Below are 17,270 nucleotides of genomic sequence, written 5' to 3'. Positions count from 1 at the left end.
ACGTCAGCCGCCGATCTTTCCGTGCTGACGCAGCAGCGCGATGGCCTCGTCGTCCAGGCCGAGGTCTTTCAGGATCGCCACGGTGTGCTCGCCCACCTGGGGCGGGTCGGCGCGCTTGCCCACCTTGCGGCCATCGAATTCGAGGGGCAGGGCTGGCGTGGAAACATGCTCCCCGGTCGGGAGCACCATCGGCATCAAGGCGCCGCCCTGCGTGAGGTGCGGGTCTTTCAGCAGATCATGGGGCTGGTTCACGGGCGCGTACGACAGCCTGGCCTTTTCGAGGGCTTCGCAGAGGTCGGCGCTGTTCCAGTTCTTGAGCACTTCGGCCACGGCGGGCACGACCCACGGGCGCGCGGCCTCGCGGTCGATGGCGGAGAACAGGCGCGCATCCTCGGCCCAGCCCGCGGGCATGAAGGTGGCGGCGAAGGTGCGCCACTGGGCGTCGCTGACCACGGCGACGAAGACGCGCGCGCCGTCCTTGGTGGTGAACAGGTCGTAGACGCCCCAGGGCGGCTCGCGCTTGCTGCCGAAGGGCAGGGCGGGGGTGCCGGTCAGCTCGAACTGCGTGATGAACTGCGCCACCAGCAGCAGGTTGGTCTCGAACAGGCCCGCGCGGATGTACTTGCCCTTGCCCGTGCGTGTGCGCTCATGCAGCGCGCTGAGGGCGCCGATCACGCCGAACTGGCCGCCCAGGATGTCGTTGACCGAAGGCGCGGCGCGCTGCGGGCGGTCGTCGCTGCCATTGATGTAGGCCATGCCGCCCATCATCTGGACGACCTCGTCCAGGGCCGTGCGCTCCTGGTAGGGGCCGCTCAGGAAGCCCTTGAGCGATACGTAGATGGCGCGCGGGTTGCGCGCGCGCACGGATTCGTGGTCCAGGCCGTATTGCAACAGGCTGTCGTCGCGGAAGTTCTCCAGCACGATGTCGGCCTTGTCGGCCAGGTCCTGGACGAGCTGGCGGCCCTCGGCCGACTTCAGATCAACCGCGAAGCTCTGCTTGTTGCGGTTGAACACGGGGAAGTAGCCGATGCCGGCGCTCTTGAGGCGGCGCGTGCGGTCGCCCTCCACGGGCTCCACCTTGATCACCTCGGCGCCCAGGTCGGCCAGCGTCATGCCGGTGGCGGGACCCATGATCATGTGCGAGATCTCCAGCACGCGCACGCCCTTGAGCGGCAGGTCGTCAGGGGCGAGGTAGGGGGAAGGCGCGGAGGGAGATGGACTGTTCATACTGGATGGAATTAATTATTCAGAATTAATAATTACAAACACCTTGGGCGCGATCTTGGCGCGGTTCACGGGTGCTCCGCATCCGATGAAACCCTAGGGGCCTCAGGATGCGGGCGCGTAGGGCGCGAACCGCCGTGCGTTGGGGTCGATGCTCAGCGGCCGGCCCAGCGCGGGGAAGGCGCGCTGCACGCAGTTCTCCCGGTCGCAGACCTTGCAGCCCGAGCCGATCGGCACGGCGCGCTCAGGCGCGTCCAGCCCCAGCCCGTCGCCGTAGACCAGCCGATGGGCGTGGCGCGCATCGCAGCCCAGCGCCACCGAGAAGATCCGCCCGGGCGTGCCGTAGCCGCCGCGCCGGTGCTCCACCGTGCGGGCGATCCACAGGTATGTGCGCTCGTCGGGCATGCGGGCCAGTTGCGTGAGGATCTTGCCGGGCTGCGAGAACGCGTCGTACACGTTCCACAGCGGGCAGGTGCCGCCGGTGCGCGAGAAGTGGAAATCGACCGACGACTGGCGCTTGGACATGTTGCCCGCCCTGTCCACCCGCACGAAGAAGAAAGGGATGCTGTGCGGCGATGCGTGGCGCATCGTCGAGAGGCGGTGCCCCACCGTCTCGAAACCCACGCCGAAGCGCTCGCCGAGCAGGTCGATGTCGTAGCGCAGTTCGTCGGCGGTCTTCTGGAAGAGCCGGTTGGGCAGCAGCAGCGCCGCCGCGAAGTGGTTGGCGAAGCCGATGCGGGCCAGCGCGCGCGCCTCGTCGCTGACGAAATTGGCCGCATTGGTGAATCCGTCGATCGTCGGCCCCGACTCCAGCAGCGCGAGCTGGATGCCCAGCTGGAACGCCTGCTGGCCGGCGCTCAGGCCGGCCCCCAGCCGCAACTGGTGGCTGGCGCGCTCCAGCATGCGCACCGGCTGCTCGATAGCGGGCGAGCCCGCCGCGCGCAGCACGGTGATGCCGTGGAGGCTGCGCAGCCGCAGCTCCAGCGCCGCCACCAATTGGGCCGCGTGCGGCGCGTGCGGGTCCATGTCTTCGGGGTGCAGTTGCAGGTAGAGCTGCTCGGCCTGCTCGTCCAGCAGGGCCAGGTGCTGGTGGCCCGCATAGAAGAATTCGCGCACTTCCTCATAGGGTTGCACGGGCACGGCGGCGGCATGCGCGGCGTGATCGCTGTCGGTGTTCTCCGCGATCACCGACAGGCGCTCTTCCGCCGCGCGGATGCGCTTGTGCATGCCCAGCAGGACGCGCGTGGCCGCCGGCAGCTGCTCGGCCAGGATGCGGGTTTCCGCCAGCGGCACCTGGTCGCCGCCCGGCATGTCGGCCAGGGCGCTGCGCAGCTGGCCCAGCTGCCGCGCCTGCGAGTCCTCCGAGAACTGCTGCAGGTCGATGCCGAAAGCCGCCTGCAGCCGCAGCAGCACGTTCACGGTGAGCGGCCGCTGGTTGTTCTCGATCTGGTTCAGATAGCTGGGCGATACCTTGAGCGCCTGCGCCAGCGCCGCCTGGGTCAGGCCGCGCTGCTCGCGCAGCGTCTTCAGGTGCGCTCCCATGAAAGCCTTGCTCATGTTTGCAAACATCGCAAATTTACATTCGCAATTCGCATAAATTGTTCTCCTAATTGTTGCGAATGCTCGCTGTTTTTGCGAAGATTGTAAATATAGATATGACAGGGACACCCACCATGGCTTTCGATTTCGGAGATCTGCAGCGCTGGAACCAGGCGGCCAGCAAGTCGGCCCCGCAGGGCGACGCGGAGAACTTGAACTGGATCACGCCCGACGGCATCGCCGTCAAGCCGCTGTACACCGCGGCCGATCTGGAGGGCTTGCCCTACACCGACACGCTGCCCGGCTTCGAGCCCTACGTGCGCGGCCCGCAGGCCACCATGTACGCGGTGCGGCCCTGGACGATCCGCCAGTACGCGGGCTTTTCCACCGCCGAGGAGTCGAATGCCTTCTACCGCAAGGCGCTGGCGGCGGGCGGGCAGGGCGTCTCCGTGGCGTTCGACCTCGCCACGCACCGGGGCTACGACAGCGACCACCCGCGCGTGACCGGCGACGTGGGCAAGGCCGGGGTGGCGATCGACTCGGTGGAGGACATGAAGATCCTCTTCGACCAGATCCCGCTGGACAAGGTGAGCGTCTCCATGACCATGAACGGCGCGGTGCTGCCGGTGCTGGCGGGCTACGTGGTGGCGGCGGAGGAGCAGGGCGTGTCGCAGGACAAGCTCTCAGGGACTATCCAGAACGACATCCTCAAGGAGTTCATGGTCCGCAACACCTACATTTACCCGCCCAAGCCGTCGATGAAGATCATCGGCGACATCATCGAGTACACGGCCAGGAACATGCCGAAGTTCAACTCGATCTCGATCAGCGGCTACCACATGCAGGAAGCCGGTGCCAATCAGGCGCTGGAGCTGGCCTTCACGCTGGCCGACGGCAAGGAATACGTGAAGACCGCCATCGCCAAGGGCATGGACGTGGACGAGTTCGCCGGCCGCCTGTCGTTCTTCTGGGCGATCGGCATGAACTTCTACCTGGAGATCGCCAAGATGCGCGCCGCCCGCCTGCTGTGGTGCCGCATCATGAAGGGCTTCGATGCCAAGAAGCCCAAGAGCCTGATGCTGCGCACGCACTGCCAGACCTCGGGCTGGTCGCTGACCGAGCAGGATCCGTACAACAACGTGGTGCGCACCACCATCGAGGCCATGGCGGCCGTATTCGGCGGCACGCAGAGCCTGCATACCAACGCGCTGGACGAAGCCATCGCGCTGCCCACCGAGTTCAGCGCCCGCATCGCGCGCAACACGCAGCTCATCATTCAGGAAGAGACGCACATCACCAACGTGATCGACCCCTGGGCCGGCTCCTACATGATGGAGAAGCTCACCCAGGACATGGCCGACGCCGCCTGGAAGATCATCGAGGAAGTCGAGGCCATGGGCGGCATGACCGCCGCCGTGGACTCGGGCTGGGCCAAGCTCAAGATCGAGGCCGCCGCCGCCGAGAAGCAGGCGCGCATCGACTCGGGCAAGGAGGTCATCGTCGGCGTGAACAAGTACAAGCTCGCCAAGGAAGATCCGGTGGACATCCTGGAGGTGGACAACGTGAAGGTGCGCGACAGCCAGATCGCGCGCCTGAACGCCATCAAGGAAAAACGCGACCAAACGCAGGTGCAGCAAGCGCTGGATGCTCTCACTTCCGCAGCAGAAAGTGGCGAGGGCAACCTGCTGGACCTCTCCATCAAGGCCATCCGCCTGCGCGCCACGGTGGGCGAGGTGTCGGATGCATTGGAGAAAGTCTTCGGGCGCCACCGCGCCGATACGCAAAAGGTGACCGGCGTGTACGCAGCAGCTTATGACTCGGCCGAGGGCTGGGAAAAACTCAAGGGCGAGATCGCGGCCTTCGCCGAGGATCAAGGCCGCCGCCCCCGCGTGATGATCGCCAAGCTGGGCCAGGACGGCCACGACCGCGGCGCCAAGGTGGTGGCCACGGCTTTTGCCGACCTGGGCTTCGACGTGGACATGGGCCCGCTGTTCCAGACCCCCGAGGAATGCGCCCGCCAGGCCATCGAGAACGACGTGCACGCCGTGGGTGTCTCCACGCTGGCGGCCGGCCACAAGACGCTGGTGCCCGCGATCATCCAGTCGCTCAAGGAGCAGGGCGCCGACGACATCATCGTCTTCGTCGGCGGCGTGATTCCCGCGCAGGACTACGACTTCCTGTACCAAGCGGGCGTGAAGGGGGTCTACGGCCCCGGCACGCCGATCCCGGCCAGCGCCAAGGACGTGCTGGAGCAGATCCGCAAGGCCACGGCGTGACGCCTGAGGTGCTGCTCCAGGGCATCGTGGCGGGCAGCGGCGCCGTGCAGCGCCGCGCCATCGCCAAGGCCATCACGCTGCTCGAATCCACCCGCGCCGACCACCGCGCGCAGGGCGACGAGCTACTCACCGCGCTGCTGCCGCACACGGGGCGCTCGTTCCGCCTGGGGATCAGCGGCGTGCCCGGCGTGGGCAAATCCACCTTCATCGAGGCGCTGGGCCTGTACCTGATCGCGCAAGGCTTGAAGGTGGCGGTGCTCGCCATCGACCCGTCGTCCACCGTCTCGGGCGGCGCCATCCTGGGCGACAAGACGCGCATGGAGCACCTCTCGATGAACGAGCAGGCCTACATCCGCCCCAGCCCGAGCAGCGGTACGCTGGGCGGCGTGGCCGAGAAGACCCGCGAATCCATGCTGGTCTGCGAGGCGGCGGGCTACGACGTGGTCATCGTCGAGACCGTGGGCGTGGGCCAGAGCGAGATCGCGGTACAGGGCATGACCGACATGTTCTGCGTGCTGCAACTGCCCAACGCGGGCGACGACCTGCAGGCCATCAAGAAGGGCGTGATGGAGCTGGCCGACCTCGTGGTCATCAACAAGGCCGACATCGACCCCCACGCCGCCACGCGCGCGCAGGCGCAGATCACGTCCAGCCTGCGGCTGCTGTCCATGCACGGCAACCCGGAGCATGCGCACCACGACGGGGCGACATGGGCGCCGAAGGTCATCACGTTGAGCGCATTGAAAGGCGAGGGCGTGGACGGCTTCTGGGCCGCCGTGGAGGAATTCCGCCGCCTGCAGACCGCCAACGGCCGCATTGCGTCCCGGCGCGAGCGGCAGTCCCTCGCCTGGATGTGGGAGCGCATCGACGCGGGCCTGAAGCAGGCCTTCCGCGCCCACCCACAGGTCAGACAGCTTTTGCCGCAGATGCAGGCCGACGTGGCCGCAGGCCGCATTGCGGCCAGCACCGCAGCACGAAATCTGCTTGCAGCCCAATCAGGGTAAGCGCAAGCAGCTACTAATTGAATAGCATCAAACCCAAGAGAGCAACCATGCAAGACATCCTCGACCAACTGGAGAAAAAGCGCGAGCTGGCCCGCCTGGGTGGCGGCCAGAAGCGCATCGACGCGCAGCACAAGAAGGGCAAGCTCACCGCGCGCGAGCGCATCGAGCTGCTGCTGGACGACGGCACCTTCGAGGAATGGGACATGTTCGTGGAGCACCGCTGCACGGACTTCGGCATGGAAGACACCAAGATCCCCGGTGACGGCGTGGTCACGGGCTACGGCATGATCAACGGCCGCCTGGTGTTCGTCTTCAGCCAGGACTTCACCGTGTTCGGTGGCGCGCTCTCCGAGACGCATGCCGAGAAGATCTGCAAGGTGATGGATCAGGCCATGAAGGTGGGAGCGCCCGTCATCGGCCTCAACGACTCGGCGGCGCGCGCATCCAGGAAGGCGTGGCGTCGCTCGGCGGCTATGCCGACGTGTTCCAGAAGAACGTGATGGCCAGCGGCGTGATCCCGCAGATCAGCATGATCATGGGTCCCTGCGCGGGCGGCGCGGTGTACTCGCCCGCCATGACGGACTTCATCTTCATGGTCAAGGATTCGAGCTACATGTTCGTGACCGGCCCCGAGGTGGTGAAGACCGTCACGCACGAGGAAGTGACCGCCGAGGAACTCGGCGGCGCCGTGACCCACACCACGCGCAGCGGCGTGGCCGACATGGCGTTCGAGAACGACGTGGAGGCGCTGATGATGCTGCGCCGCCTCTACAACTACCTGCCGCTGAACAACAAGGAAAAGGCCCCCGTTCGCCCCAGCAACGACCCGGCCGACCGCGCCGACCTGTCGCTCGACACCCTGGTGCCCGACAACGCCAACAAGCCCTACGACATGAAGGAGCTGATCGTCAAGACGGTGGACGACGGCGACTTCTTCGAGCTGCAGCCCGACTACGCCAAGAACATCATCATCGGCTTCGCCCGCATGGAAGGGCAGACCGTGGGCATCGTCGCCAACCAGCCGCTCGTGCTGGCGGGCTGCCTGGACATCAAGTCCAGCATCAAGGCTGCGCGCTTCGTGCGCTTCTGCGATGCGTTCAACATCCCCGTGCTCACCTTCGTGGACGTGCCCGGCTTCATGCCCGGCACGTCGCAAGAGTACGGCGGCATCATCAAGCACGGCGCCAAGCTGCTCTACGCCTACGCCGAATGCACGGTGCCCAAGATCACCGTCATCACCCGCAAGGCGTATGGCGGCGCGTACGACGTGATGAGCTCCAAGCACCTGCGCGGCGACGTGAACCTGGCCTGGCCCAATGCCGAAATCGCCGTGATGGGTGCCAAGGGGGCGGTGGAAATCATCTTCCGCGAGGACAAGAACGACCCCGCCAAGCTGGCCGCCCGCGAGGCCGAGTACAAGGCCCGTTTCGCCAACCCGTTCGTCGCCGGCGCGCGTGGCTTCATCGACGACGTGATCCTGCCGCACGAGACGCGCAAGCGCATCTGCCGGAGCCTGGCGATGCTCAAGAACAAGCAGCTCGACAACCCGTGGCGCAAGCACGGGAACATCCCCCTGTAAGCCAAACGGGAGCACAAGAACATGTTTACCAAGATCCTGATCGCCAACCGCGGCGAAATCGCGTGCCGAGTGATTGCTACGGCCAAGAAAATGGGCATCGCCACCGTCGCCGTCTATTCCGACGCTGACAAGGACGCGCGCCACGTCAAGCTGGCCGACGAGGCCGTGCACATCGGCGCCGCACCCAGCCGAGAGTCCTACCTACTGGCCGACAAGATCATCGCCGCCTGCAAGCAGACCGGCGCGCAGGCCGTGCACCCCGGCTACGGCTTCCTGTCGGAGAACGAAGCCTTCGCCAAGCGCTGCGAGGACGAGGGCATCGCCTTCATCGGCCCCAAGGCGCATTCCATCGCCGCGATGGGCGACAAGATCGCGTCCAAGAAGCTGGCGAACGAGGCCAAGGTCAACACCATCCCCGGCTACAACGACGCTATCGAAGGCGCCGAACGGGCAGTGGAAATCGCCAAGGGCATCGGCTACCCCGTGATGATCAAGGCATCGGCTGGCGGTGGCGGCAAGGGCCTGCGCGTGGCCTACAACGACAAGGAAGCGCTCGAAGGCTTCACCGCCTGCCAGAACGAGGCGCGCAACAGTTTCGGCGACGACCGCATCTTCATCGAGAAGTTCGTTCAGGAGCCGCGCCACATCGAGATCCAGATCCTGGGCGACAGCCACGGCAACGTGATCTACCTGAACGAGCGCGAGTGCTCCATCCAGCGCCGCCACCAGAAGGTGATCGAGGAAGCGCCTTCGCCCTTCATCTCCGAAGCCACGCGCAAGGCGATGGGCGAGCAGGCCGTGGCGCTGGCCAAGGCGGTGAAGTACCAGTCGGCGGGCACGGTGGAGTTCGTGGTCGGCAAGGACCAGGACTTCTACTTCCTGGAGATGAACACCCGCCTGCAGGTGGAGCACCCGGTGACGGAGTGCATCACCGGTCTCGACCTGGTGGAGCTGATGATCCGCGTCGCGGCGGGCGAGAAGCTGCCCCTGACGCAAGCCGACGTGAAGCGCGACGGCTGGGCCATCGAGTGCCGCATCAATGCCGAGGATCCGTTCCGCAACTTCCTGCCGTCCACCGGCCGCCTCGTGCGCTTCCAGGCGCCGGAGCAGTCCATGTTCCAGGCCGACACCAGCAAGAAGTACGGCGTGCGCGTGGATACCGGCGTGTACGAGGGCGGCGAGATCCCGATGTACTACGACTCGATGATCGCCAAGCTCATCGTCCACGGCACCGACCGCAACGACGCCATCGCCAAGATGCGCGCCGCGCTCAACGGCTTCGTGATCCGCGGCATCAGCAGCAACATCCCGTTCCAGGCGGCGCTGCTCGCGCACCCGAAGTTCGTCAGCGGCCAGTTCAACACCGGCTTCATCGCCGAGCACTACGCCCACGGCTTCCATGCCGAGGACGTGCCGCACGACGACCCGGACTTCCTCGTCGCACTCGCCGCGTACATGAACCGCCGCTACCGCGCGCGCGCCTCCGGCATCAGCGGCCAGCTCACGGGCCACGAGGTGCAGGTAGGCGCCAAGTTCGCCGTGGTGGTGCTGGGCGCGGACGGCCAGAACGTGCACCACGACGCGGAGGTGACCGATTACGACCAGGCCAACCGCTCCAGCGCCATCACGGTGAACGGCAAGACCTACCGCATCAGCAGCACTGCCGGGCTGGGCGACATCCGCGTGCAAGGCCAGTGCAACGGCATGGGCTTCACCGCCCAGGTGGAGCGCGGCACGGCCAAGAACCCGCTGGCGCTGCGCATCGCGCACAACGGCACGCAGATCGACGCGCTGGTGCTCTCGCCGCTGGGCGCGCGGCTGCACCAGCTCATGCCCTACAAGGCACCGCCGGACCTGTCCAAGTTCCTGCTCTCGCCCATGCCGGGCCTGCTGGTCGACGTGGCCGTGCAGCCGGGCCAGAAGGTGCAGGCGGGCGAGAAGCTCGCCGTGATCGAGGCCATGAAGATGGAGAACATCCTCTTCGCCGCGCAGGACGGCGTGGTGGGCAAGGTCGTCGCGGGCAAGGGCGAGTCGCTGGCCGTGGACCAGGTGATCATCGAGTTCGCCTGAAGCGCTCGCCGCCACGCACGGAGCCCGCACGGTGATGAAGATGGACACCACCACCGTGCGGCTGGTGCTCGCGGTGGCGGAGGAGGGCAGCATCTCCCGCGCGGCGGACCGGATGCAGCTCGCCGTGGCCGCGGCCTCCAAGCGGCTGACCGACCTGGAGCAGCAGCTCGGCACGCGGCTCTTCAAGCGCCAGCCGCACGGCGTGCGCATCACCGAGCCGGGCCTGCGCCTGCTGGGCCACATCCGGCAGGTGGACAACCTGATGCAGCGCCTGGAAGGCGATGCGCTCGCGCTCGGCCACGGCCGGGACGGGCGCATCCTCATCGGCGCGCCCAAGGCGGCCATCATCGAGTTCCTGGCGCGCGACCTCGCCGCGCTGCAGGCCAAGTACCCCGAGATCACCCTGCAGGTGCAGGAGGAGAACAGCAAGATCGTGCAGCAGCTGCTGCGCGACAAGGTGATCGACATCGGCATCTTCGAGAAGACCAGCGGCTTCATCGACCTGCCCCAGGCCGACTACCGGCGCGACCGCCTGGTGCTGGTCTACAGCCGCGCGCATTTCCAGTTCGGCCCGTCCGCGCTGCCGCTCGACGCGGTGCTGGGCGTTCCGCTGGTGACCCTGGGCCGGGGCTCGGCCATCCTCGCGGCCGTGCAGCGGGCCTACCAGAGCCGCGGGCGCGTGTTCCACGCCAACTACACCGTCAACGGCTTCGACACCATGCTGGCCCTGGTGCGCCAGGGCCTGGGCGTGGGGTTGATGCCACCGGCCATCTTCGAGAGCTTCCACCCCGAGGCCGCGCTGGCCGCCGTGGCGCTGGAGGGCGACTGGCACGAGCGCCGCTACGTGCTCTCCTTCGTGGAAGGCCAGGCGCAGGAGCAGACCCTGCGCAACGTGGTGGCCGAGCTGCTGCACCGGGCCTGACAACGTCCAACTGATTTCGTCAATGGCGAAATCAGGTATGCCTGATGCGTTCTTGCCGCAAAACCTCCAGGCGGAGACAGTGGTTGCCAACAACCACCCGTCAGGAGACAAGCACATGCAACGCCGTTCCTTCCTCGCCGCCAGCGCCGCGACGCTGGCCGCCCCGTGGGCCCATGCGTCCGCCGCGGACCTGCCCAAGGGGCAGGTCAAGATCCTCGTGGGCTGGGCGCCCGGCGGCGGCACCGACGTGTTCGCCCGCATCGTGGGCCAGAAGCTGTCCGAGCTGTGGGGCCGCCCCGTTGTCGTGGAGAACAAGCCGGGTGCCACGGGCGCGCTGGCGGCCGACTATTTCGCCAAGACCAAATTCACCGACGGCATCAACCTGCTCATGGCACACGTGAACACGCACGCCATTTCGCCGCAGATCTTCAAGAGCATCACCTACGACCCGCTCAAGGACTACGCGCCCATCGTGCTGATCGGCGCCACGCCGCACATCCTGGTGACGGGCAGCCAGAACGGCTACGCCAGCGTGCAGGAGGTGGTGGAGGTGTGCCGCAAGAACCCCGGCAAGATCAGTTTCGGCTCCTCGGGCACCGGCTCGGTGCAGCACCTGGCGGCCGAGATGTTCAACATGGCCGCCGGCGTCAAGAGCATCCACGTACCCTACAAGGGCTCGGGCCCCATGCAGACCGACCTGATCGGCGGGCAGATCGACTTCAGCTTCGACACCATGACGGCCGCCACCGCGCAGGTGAAGTCCGGAAAGATGAAGGGCATCGTGCAGACGCGCCTGAGCCGCGCCAAGGGATTCCCCGCCATGCCCACCATGGACGAGCAGGGCTTCAAGGGCTTCGACGCGTCGAGCTGGTACGGCGTGGTGGGCCCCAAAGGCATGTCCCGCGAGCTGGCCCAGCGCATCAATGCCGACATCAACACCGTGCTGGCCATGCCTGACGTGGCCAGCCGCTTCGACGGCTACGGCGCGGAAGACGGCGGCGGCTCGGTCGACAAGTTCGCCGCCTTCATGGTGGACGAGTACCGGAAATGGGGCGACGTGGTGCGCGCCGCCAAGGTCACCGAGGAAAGCTGAGAACGACATGAGCCACACCCCACACACCCAACCCCTGCCGCTGCAAGGCATCCGCGTGCTCGATGTGAGCCAGGTCATGGCCGGCCCCTTCGCCTGCATGCTGCTGGCCGACCTGGGCGCCGATGTCATCAAGGTGGAGCCGCCCGGCACGGGCGACCAGACGCGCGGCGCCATGGGCTTCAAGATGAAGGGCCCGGACAGCATGGGTTTCCTGAACATGAACCGCAACAAGCGCTCGCTCGCGCTCGACTTGAAAAGCGACGAGGGCCGCGAATTCTTCTACGAGCTGGCCCGCACGGCCGACGTGATCGTCGAGAACTACCGCCCCGGCGTGGTGCAGCGGCTGAGGATCGACTACGAGACCATCCGCCAGATCAACCCGAAGATCGTCTACGTGAGCATTTCCGGTTTCGGCCAGAGCGGCCCCTGGGCCAGCCGGCCGGGGTTCGACCTCATGGCCCAGGCCATGTCCGGCGTGATGAGCGTGACCGGCTATCCGGGCGAAAAGCCCGTCAAGGCCGGCGTGCCCGTGGCCGACATCGGCTGCGCGCTGTTCGCCACCTACGGGCTGCTCGCGGCCTACATCGGCGCGCAGAAGACGGGGCAGGGCCAGCACATCGACGCCTCGCTGTTCGACTCGGCCATGGCGTTCTCGATCTGGGACATGTCCGAGTACTGGGGCACAGGCAAGCCGCCGGTGCCGCTGGGCACCAGCAACAAGATGAGCGCGCCCTACCAGGCCGTGAAGGCGCGCGACGGCTACTTCGTCATGGGCGCCACCAACCAGAAGCTCTGGGCCAAGCTGTGCGCGCTGATCGAGCAGCCCGACCTGCAGGAGCACCCCGACTTCGCCACCGTGGCACTGCGCCTCAAACACCGCGAGGCGCTGATCGAGGCACTGGAGGCCGAATTCGCCAAGCGAGACAGCGCCGAGTGGGTGGACACGCTGCTGGCCGCCGGCATTCCGGCCGGTCCCATCCTGACCTACCCCGAGGCCTTCGAGGGCGAGCACGGCGCGCACCGGCGCATGTGCATGGAGATCGACCACCCCATCGAGGGCAAGGTCAAGAACATCGGCTTCCCGGTCAAGATGCTGGGCACGCCCCAACAGGTGCGCCGTCACCCGCCGTTGCTGGGCGAGCACACCGAGGAGATCGTGGCCGAGATCCGCGCAAAGGCAACCGCATGAGCGCCGCCGTGCAGGAACGGGTGACGTGCGTGGTGCACGCCTCGGGCGCGGCCGAGATCGTCATCGACCGGCCCGAGCGCCACAACGCCATGACCGCGCCCATGTACGAGGCGCTGCTCGCGCACATCGCCGCCTGCCGCGCCGACCCGGCCGTGCGCAGCGTGCTGCTGCGCGGCGCGGGCGGCAAGTCCTTCGTCTCGGGCACGGACATCGCGCACTTCCGGGACTTCCGCGATGGCAGCGACGGCATCGCCTACGAAGCCTTCGTGGAGCGCGTGATCGACGCGGTGGAGCGCATCCCCGTGCCCACCGTCGCCGTCGTCGACGGCTGGTGCGTGGGCGGCGGCCTGGCGCTGGCCACGGCCTGCGACTTCCGCCTGTGCAGCGCGGGCTCGCGCTTCGGCGCGCCGATCGCCAAGACGCTGTCCAACACCCTCTCGTCACGCAACATCGCGCGGCTGGTGGCCGCGCTGGGCGTGCCGCGCGTCAAGCGCATGCTGCTGCTGGCCGACTACCTGTCGGCCGACGAGGCGCTGGCCTGCGGCTTCGTGCACGCAGCCGTGCCGGCAGGGCAATTGCCGGACGAGGCGCATGCGCTCGTGCAGCGGCTCATGGCGCTGTCGGGCGCCACCCAGGCCGCCGTCAAGGAAAGCCTGCGCCGCATCGTGGCCGAGCACAGCCTGGCCGACGACGACCTGGTGGATTCCGTTTACGGCAGCGCCGCGTTCCGCGCCGGGGTGGCGGCCTTCATCAAGGGGTAAGACGGCTCCATGCGCATGGCGCTCCATGGCAAAATACAAGCCAAATAGCCCTGCAGCGCTTGACAGTCAAGCGCGACCAGCTATCAATCAAGGAGCAACCATGAGCATTGAACGACGTCCCTTCCGCGTGCTGGGCATCCAGCAGGTCGCCATCGGCGGCACCGACAAGGCCCGCATGAAGCGCCTGTGGGTGGACATGCTGGGCCTGGAGCAGACCGGCACCTTCCAGAGCGAACGCGAGAACGTGGACGAAGACATCCTGGCCATGGGGCAGGGCGCCTTCAAGGTGGAGGTGGACATCATGCAGCCGATGGACATCGAGAAGAAACCCGCCGTGCACGCCACCCCGCTCAACCATATCGGCCTGTGGATCGACGACCTGCCCCAGGCCGTCGAATGGCTCGCCAGCCGGGGCGTGCGTTTCGCGCCGGGCGGCATCCGCAAGGGCGCGGCGGGGTACGACATCACCTTCCTGCACCCCAAGAGCAACGACGAGTTCCCCATCGCGGGCGAGGGCGTGCTGATCGAGCTGGTGCAGGCGCCGCCCGAAGTGATCGCCGCGCTGGGGTGAGGGCATGGCCGAGGAACGCAAGACCGTCGAGGCCCTGAACCGTGCCAGCCAGGGCACGCTGCCCGGGCACCTGGGCATCCACGTGGTCTCCTTGCAGCAGGGCGAGATCCGCACCGAGATGGCCGTCCAGCCGCACCTGATGGCGCCCAACGGCTTCCTGCATGCGGGCAGCCTCGTCACGCTGGCCGACACCACCTGCGGCTATGGCTGCCGCGCCCACCTGCCCGAAGGCGCGCAGGGGTTCACCACCATCGAACTCAAGTCCAACCACATGTCCACCGCGCGCGAAGGCACGGTGGAATGCGTGGCGCGGCCCGTGCACCTGGGCGGCAGCACCCAGGTGTGGGACGCCACCGTCACGCACCGCGAAACGGGCAAGACCCTGGTGCTGTTCCGCTGCACGCAGATGGTGCTCTATCCGCGCAAGGGCGGCTGATCGGCTGCGCTTCGCGCACGAAGGCCCTGGTCGTCGACCAGGGCCTTTTTTGTTCTCCGCACAACTTTCCGCGCGCAATCCTGCGGGTTCGATGGTTTTGAGCGCTGTTGGCCGACAGAAGCACACTGTTGCCGCACGGCTTTTCCAGCGCCGGCAACATTCCTTCTTTTGCTGCCTTCCTTCATCATCTTCTGTCAAAAAATACGGAATTTGGCGGCATTTGAGTGCATGTTTTCAAGGGAGCTTTTTTGCGGCTCGGGCCCTTCCAGGCGCCGCGCAAGGCCACCACAATCGCCCCGTCGGAACCCAGCCCAGCCGCAGGCTTGCCAGTCCAGGAGCGAACAGATGACCGTCCTTGCCCCCACCCCGCCTTCCACCCCGCAGCCGCTGCAGTTCCATCCGCGCGCTCCGCAGCAGAGCGCTGCGTCGCAGCGCTGGAGCCTCGACGCCGTGCAGGCGCTGCTCGACATGCCGTTCATGGACCTGCTGTGGCGCGCCCAGTCGGTGCACCGCGCGCACTGGCCTGCGGGCGACATCGAGCTGGCCACTCTGCTGTCGGTGAAGACGGGCGGCTGCCCCGAGAACTGCGGCTACTGCCCCCAGTCCGCCGAGTTCGACACGGGCGTGCAGGCGCAAAAGCTCATGAGCGTGGAAGAGGTCACACGCGCCGCCCAGGCCGCCAAGGACGCGGGCGCCACGCGCTTTTGCATGGGCGCGGCCTGGCGTGCGCCCAAGGACCGCGACATCGAGAAGGTGAGCGCGCTGATCGGCGCCGTGAAGGGCCTGGGCCTGCAGACCTGCGCCACGCTGGGCATGCTGCAATCGCACCAGGCCCAGGCGCTCAGGGACGCGGGCCTGGACTACTACAACCACAACCTGGACACCGCGCCCGAGTACTACCAGGACGTGGTCAGCACCCGCCAGTACAAGGACCGGCTGGACACCCTGGCCCACGTGCGCGCGGCCGGCATCAGCGTCTGCTGCGGCGGCATCGTCGGCATGGGCGAGGCGCCCGTGCACCGCGCGGGCCTGATCGCGCAGCTCGCCAACCTCGATCCATACCCCGAATCCGTGCCCATCAACAGCCTGGTGCGCGTGCCCGGCACGCCGCTGGCCGACAGCGACCCCGTAGACCCGCTGGACTTCGTGCGCGTGATCGCCGTGGCCCGCATCACCATGCCCAAAGCGCGCGTGCGGCTGTCCGCCGGGCGCCAGCAACTGGGCGACGCCGTGCAGGCGCTGTGCTTCATGGCGGGGGCCAACTCGATCTTCTATGGCGACAAGCTGCTAGTCACCGGCAACCCTGACGTGGAGGCCGACACGCAGCTGCTGGCGAAGCTGGGCCTGCGCGGCCACCGCACACAGGAGGCGCCGGACGGTACAGGGCACTCCTGTAATGAGAGCTGCTAGCGCTTGCTGGACAAGCGCTGAAGCCTGAAAAGACTGCCAACTCTCAGCCAAAGACCGGCGCCACGGGCACGGCCACGGCCTTGCCTGCCGCCTTCCATGCATCGAAGCCGCCCGCGACGGAGCGCACGTCCAGGTAGCCCATGTCCTGCAGGGCGCAGGCCGCCAGGGCCGCGCGGCCGCTGGTCTTGCAGTACAGCACGACGCGCAGGCCGCGCGGCTCCATGGCGCTCTGGCTGCTCATCTGGAATTCCAGCACGCCGCGCGGCAGGTTGATGGCGCCGGGCAGGTGGCCCTGGCGGTATTCGTCGGGCTCGCGCACGTCGATCAGCACGTCGGCCTGGGCGATGGCGGCCTCCGCGGCATCGACGGGGATTTCCTGGATGCGGGCCTTGGCGGCGGCCACGAGGTCGAGGGCGGTTTTCATCGGTCCGTCCTTTCGCTTCAGCAGCCCTGGCGTGCGCCGAGCTTGCGCAGGAGGGTTTCCATCAGGCACCACCGGGTGAAGCCGCTTTGCAGCAGGTTGATGCCCACGAAGGCAGTGAAGGCCAGCCACCACTGGTGCATGAACAGCGGGCTGCCGGGAATGCCCAGGGCCAGGCTGAGCAGGATGAAGAGTCCGGCGACGATGCGCACGATTTGCCATGAGGTCATGGAGGTTCTCCTTGGGAATAACAAAGTGGTGCAGAGGCTGAGAGTTTTTTGGCCGTGCCCGCAAGGCGGGTCAAAACGCACCAGATCTAGGCGCGAAGCGCAGCCATAGCTCGGGCTATGGCGAGCATTTGCAACGACGAGCTGGGGTGTTTTGGCGTGCAAGGCGGGTATGGACAAAAGACTCTCAGCCTCTCTAGGCCGCGCGGCGGCAGCGCGGGCAGGCCAGGGCGGCCAGCGGCCAGGCGAACACGGCCGCCAAGGCGCCCAGGCCCAGGGCGATGGCGAGCAGGTTGGCCCAGTCCACCCAGTAGCCCATGTTGGCCAGCGATGACTGGGTGAGAGACGGCACGGCCAGCACCAGCGCGGCGGCGACGAGGGCGCCCAGCGCCAGCGCCGGGCGCAGCGCGTGTGCGCTGAGCCGGCCGCGCGCGGCCACCAGCAGGGCGATCCAGACGAGCAGCAGCAGGAGCAGCGCGGGCCAGACGCCCAGCGCGATTTCGTAGACGATGTTCAGGGCGAGCCAGATTTCGTACATGGCGTAGTTT

At 67.2% G+C, this 17,270-nt stretch carries 15 protein-coding genes and 1 pseudogene; 11 read left to right on the top strand and 5 right to left on the bottom strand.

All coding sequences use genetic code 11. The annotated features are described in order from the left end of the window. Nucleotides 1-3: 3 nt before the first annotated feature. A complete protein-coding gene (locus AAG689_RS09765; protein ID WP_406625762.1) occupies nucleotides 4-1,227 on the bottom strand; it encodes a CaiB/BaiF CoA transferase family protein in 1,224 nt (407 codons plus the stop codon). 102 nt (nucleotides 1,228-1,329) lie between these two features. Continuing rightward, nucleotides 1,330-2,781: a short-chain fatty acyl-CoA regulator family protein gene (locus tag AAG689_RS09760; RefSeq protein ID WP_406625761.1), complete on the bottom strand. Its 1,452-nt coding sequence runs from the start codon at nucleotides 2,779-2,781 to the stop codon at nucleotides 1,330-1,332. A 116-nt stretch (nucleotides 2,782-2,897) separates the two neighbouring features. On the opposite strand from AAG689_RS09760, the gene scpA reads away from it, so the two are divergent. The 11 genes and pseudogenes from scpA (at nucleotide 2,898) to bioB (ending at nucleotide 16,074) form a co-directional block, all read left to right on the top strand. Next, a complete protein-coding gene (gene scpA, locus AAG689_RS09755; RefSeq protein ID WP_406625760.1) occupies nucleotides 2,898-5,039 on the top strand; it encodes a methylmalonyl-CoA mutase in 2,142 nt (713 codons plus the stop codon). Beyond that, nucleotides 5,036-6,043: a methylmalonyl Co-A mutase-associated GTPase MeaB gene (gene meaB, locus AAG689_RS09750; protein ID WP_406625759.1), complete on the top strand. Its 1,008-nt coding sequence runs from the start codon at nucleotides 5,036-5,038 to the stop codon at nucleotides 6,041-6,043. The genes scpA and meaB overlap by 4 nt, the downstream gene beginning before the upstream one ends. A gap of 47 nt (nucleotides 6,044-6,090) precedes the next feature. Next, nucleotides 6,091-7,622, top strand: a pseudogene (locus AAG689_RS09745) (acyl-CoA carboxylase subunit beta). 21 nt (nucleotides 7,623-7,643) lie between these two features. Further along, a complete protein-coding gene (locus tag AAG689_RS09740; protein ID WP_406625758.1) occupies nucleotides 7,644-9,692 on the top strand; it encodes an acetyl-CoA carboxylase biotin carboxylase subunit in 2,049 nt (682 codons plus the stop codon). 34 nt (nucleotides 9,693-9,726) lie between these two features. After that, nucleotides 9,727-10,614, top strand: a complete 888-nt coding sequence (locus AAG689_RS09735; protein ID WP_020228129.1) for a LysR family transcriptional regulator — start codon at nucleotides 9,727-9,729, stop codon at nucleotides 10,612-10,614. A gap of 115 nt (nucleotides 10,615-10,729) precedes the next feature. Continuing rightward, a complete protein-coding gene (locus AAG689_RS09730; protein WP_406625757.1) occupies nucleotides 10,730-11,707 on the top strand; it encodes a Bug family tripartite tricarboxylate transporter substrate binding protein in 978 nt (325 codons plus the stop codon). A 7-nt stretch (nucleotides 11,708-11,714) separates the two neighbouring features. Then, nucleotides 11,715-12,896: a CaiB/BaiF CoA transferase family protein gene (locus tag AAG689_RS09725; RefSeq protein WP_406625756.1), complete on the top strand. Its 1,182-nt coding sequence runs from the start codon at nucleotides 11,715-11,717 to the stop codon at nucleotides 12,894-12,896. Next, nucleotides 12,893-13,657 carry an enoyl-CoA hydratase gene (locus AAG689_RS09720; RefSeq protein ID WP_406625755.1) on the top strand — a complete coding sequence of 255 codons (765 nt, stop codon included), beginning with the start codon at nucleotides 12,893-12,895 and terminating at the stop codon, nucleotides 13,655-13,657. Before AAG689_RS09725 ends, AAG689_RS09720 begins: the two co-directional genes overlap by 4 nt. A 100-nt stretch (nucleotides 13,658-13,757) precedes the next feature. Beyond that, nucleotides 13,758-14,228 (top strand): VOC family protein, encoded by a 471-nt coding sequence (locus tag AAG689_RS09715; RefSeq protein WP_024001225.1) that lies wholly within the window; start codon nucleotides 13,758-13,760, stop codon nucleotides 14,226-14,228. A gap of 4 nt (nucleotides 14,229-14,232) precedes the next feature. Then, a complete protein-coding gene (locus tag AAG689_RS09710; protein WP_020228134.1) occupies nucleotides 14,233-14,664 on the top strand; it encodes a PaaI family thioesterase in 432 nt (143 codons plus the stop codon). Nucleotides 14,665-15,009: 345 nt separating this feature from the next. Next, nucleotides 15,010-16,074 (top strand): biotin synthase BioB, encoded by a 1,065-nt coding sequence (gene bioB / locus AAG689_RS09705; protein WP_406625754.1) that lies wholly within the window; start codon nucleotides 15,010-15,012, stop codon nucleotides 16,072-16,074. 43 nt (nucleotides 16,075-16,117) lie between these two features. On the opposite strand, the gene AAG689_RS09700 is transcribed toward bioB, so the two are convergent. The 3 genes from AAG689_RS09700 to AAG689_RS09690 all read right to left on the bottom strand — a co-directional run bounded on the left by AAG689_RS09700 (nucleotide 16,118) and on the right by AAG689_RS09690 (nucleotide 17,260). Beyond that, on the bottom strand, nucleotides 16,118-16,498 hold the full coding sequence (locus AAG689_RS09700; RefSeq protein WP_406625753.1) for a rhodanese-like domain-containing protein: 381 nt from the start codon (nucleotides 16,496-16,498) through the stop codon (nucleotides 16,118-16,120). Between the two features lie 17 nt (nucleotides 16,499-16,515). Next, the gene (locus AAG689_RS09695) at nucleotides 16,516-16,725 is read right to left on the bottom strand and encodes a DUF2892 domain-containing protein (protein WP_406625752.1); all 210 of its coding nucleotides are present in this window, start codon (nucleotides 16,723-16,725) and stop codon (nucleotides 16,516-16,518) included. 193 nt (nucleotides 16,726-16,918) lie between these two features. Next, nucleotides 16,919-17,260, bottom strand: a complete 342-nt coding sequence (locus tag AAG689_RS09690) for a hypothetical protein (protein WP_406625751.1) — start codon at nucleotides 17,258-17,260, stop codon at nucleotides 16,919-16,921. Nucleotides 17,261-17,270 lie beyond the last annotated feature (10 nt).

Origin of the sequence: Acidovorax sp. SDU_ACID1 (assembly GCF_045291395.1) — a bacterium.
In the GTDB taxonomy this organism is placed as follows: Bacteria; Pseudomonadota; Gammaproteobacteria; order Burkholderiales; family Burkholderiaceae_C; genus MR-S7.
The sequence above is the reverse complement of the archived record's forward strand: the minus strand, read 5'-3'. Positions and strand labels throughout refer to the sequence as shown.

Bases quoted from the DNA above. Each gene is read 5' to 3' on its own strand.
- AAG689_RS09765 (WP_406625762.1), bottom strand. From the start codon at position 1,227: ATGAACAGTCCATCTCCCTCCGCGCCTTCCCCCTACCTCGCCCCTGAC.
- AAG689_RS09760 (WP_406625761.1), bottom strand. From the start codon at position 2,781: ATGAGCAAGGCTTTCATGGGAGCGCACCTGAAGACGCTGCGCGAGCAG.
- scpA (WP_406625760.1), top strand. From the start codon at position 2,898: ATGGCTTTCGATTTCGGAGATCTGCAGCGCTGGAACCAGGCGGCCAGC.
- AAG689_RS09740 (WP_406625758.1), top strand. From the start codon at position 7,644: ATGTTTACCAAGATCCTGATCGCCAACCGCGGCGAAATCGCGTGCCGA.
- AAG689_RS09735 (WP_020228129.1), top strand. From the start codon at position 9,727: ATGAAGATGGACACCACCACCGTGCGGCTGGTGCTCGCGGTGGCGGAG.
- AAG689_RS09730 (WP_406625757.1), top strand. From the start codon at position 10,730: ATGCAACGCCGTTCCTTCCTCGCCGCCAGCGCCGCGACGCTGGCCGCC.
- AAG689_RS09725 (WP_406625756.1), top strand. From the start codon at position 11,715: ATGAGCCACACCCCACACACCCAACCCCTGCCGCTGCAAGGCATCCGC.
- AAG689_RS09720 (WP_406625755.1), top strand. From the start codon at position 12,893: ATGAGCGCCGCCGTGCAGGAACGGGTGACGTGCGTGGTGCACGCCTCG.
- AAG689_RS09715 (WP_024001225.1), top strand. From the start codon at position 13,758: ATGAGCATTGAACGACGTCCCTTCCGCGTGCTGGGCATCCAGCAGGTC.
- AAG689_RS09710 (WP_020228134.1), top strand. From the start codon at position 14,233: ATGGCCGAGGAACGCAAGACCGTCGAGGCCCTGAACCGTGCCAGCCAG.
- bioB (WP_406625754.1), top strand. From the start codon at position 15,010: ATGACCGTCCTTGCCCCCACCCCGCCTTCCACCCCGCAGCCGCTGCAG.
- AAG689_RS09700 (WP_406625753.1), bottom strand. From the start codon at position 16,498: ATGAAAACCGCCCTCGACCTCGTGGCCGCCGCCAAGGCCCGCATCCAG.
- AAG689_RS09695 (WP_406625752.1), bottom strand. From the start codon at position 16,725: ATGACCTCATGGCAAATCGTGCGCATCGTCGCCGGACTCTTCATCCTG.
- AAG689_RS09690 (WP_406625751.1), bottom strand. From the start codon at position 17,260: ATGTACGAAATCTGGCTCGCCCTGAACATCGTCTACGAAATCGCGCTG.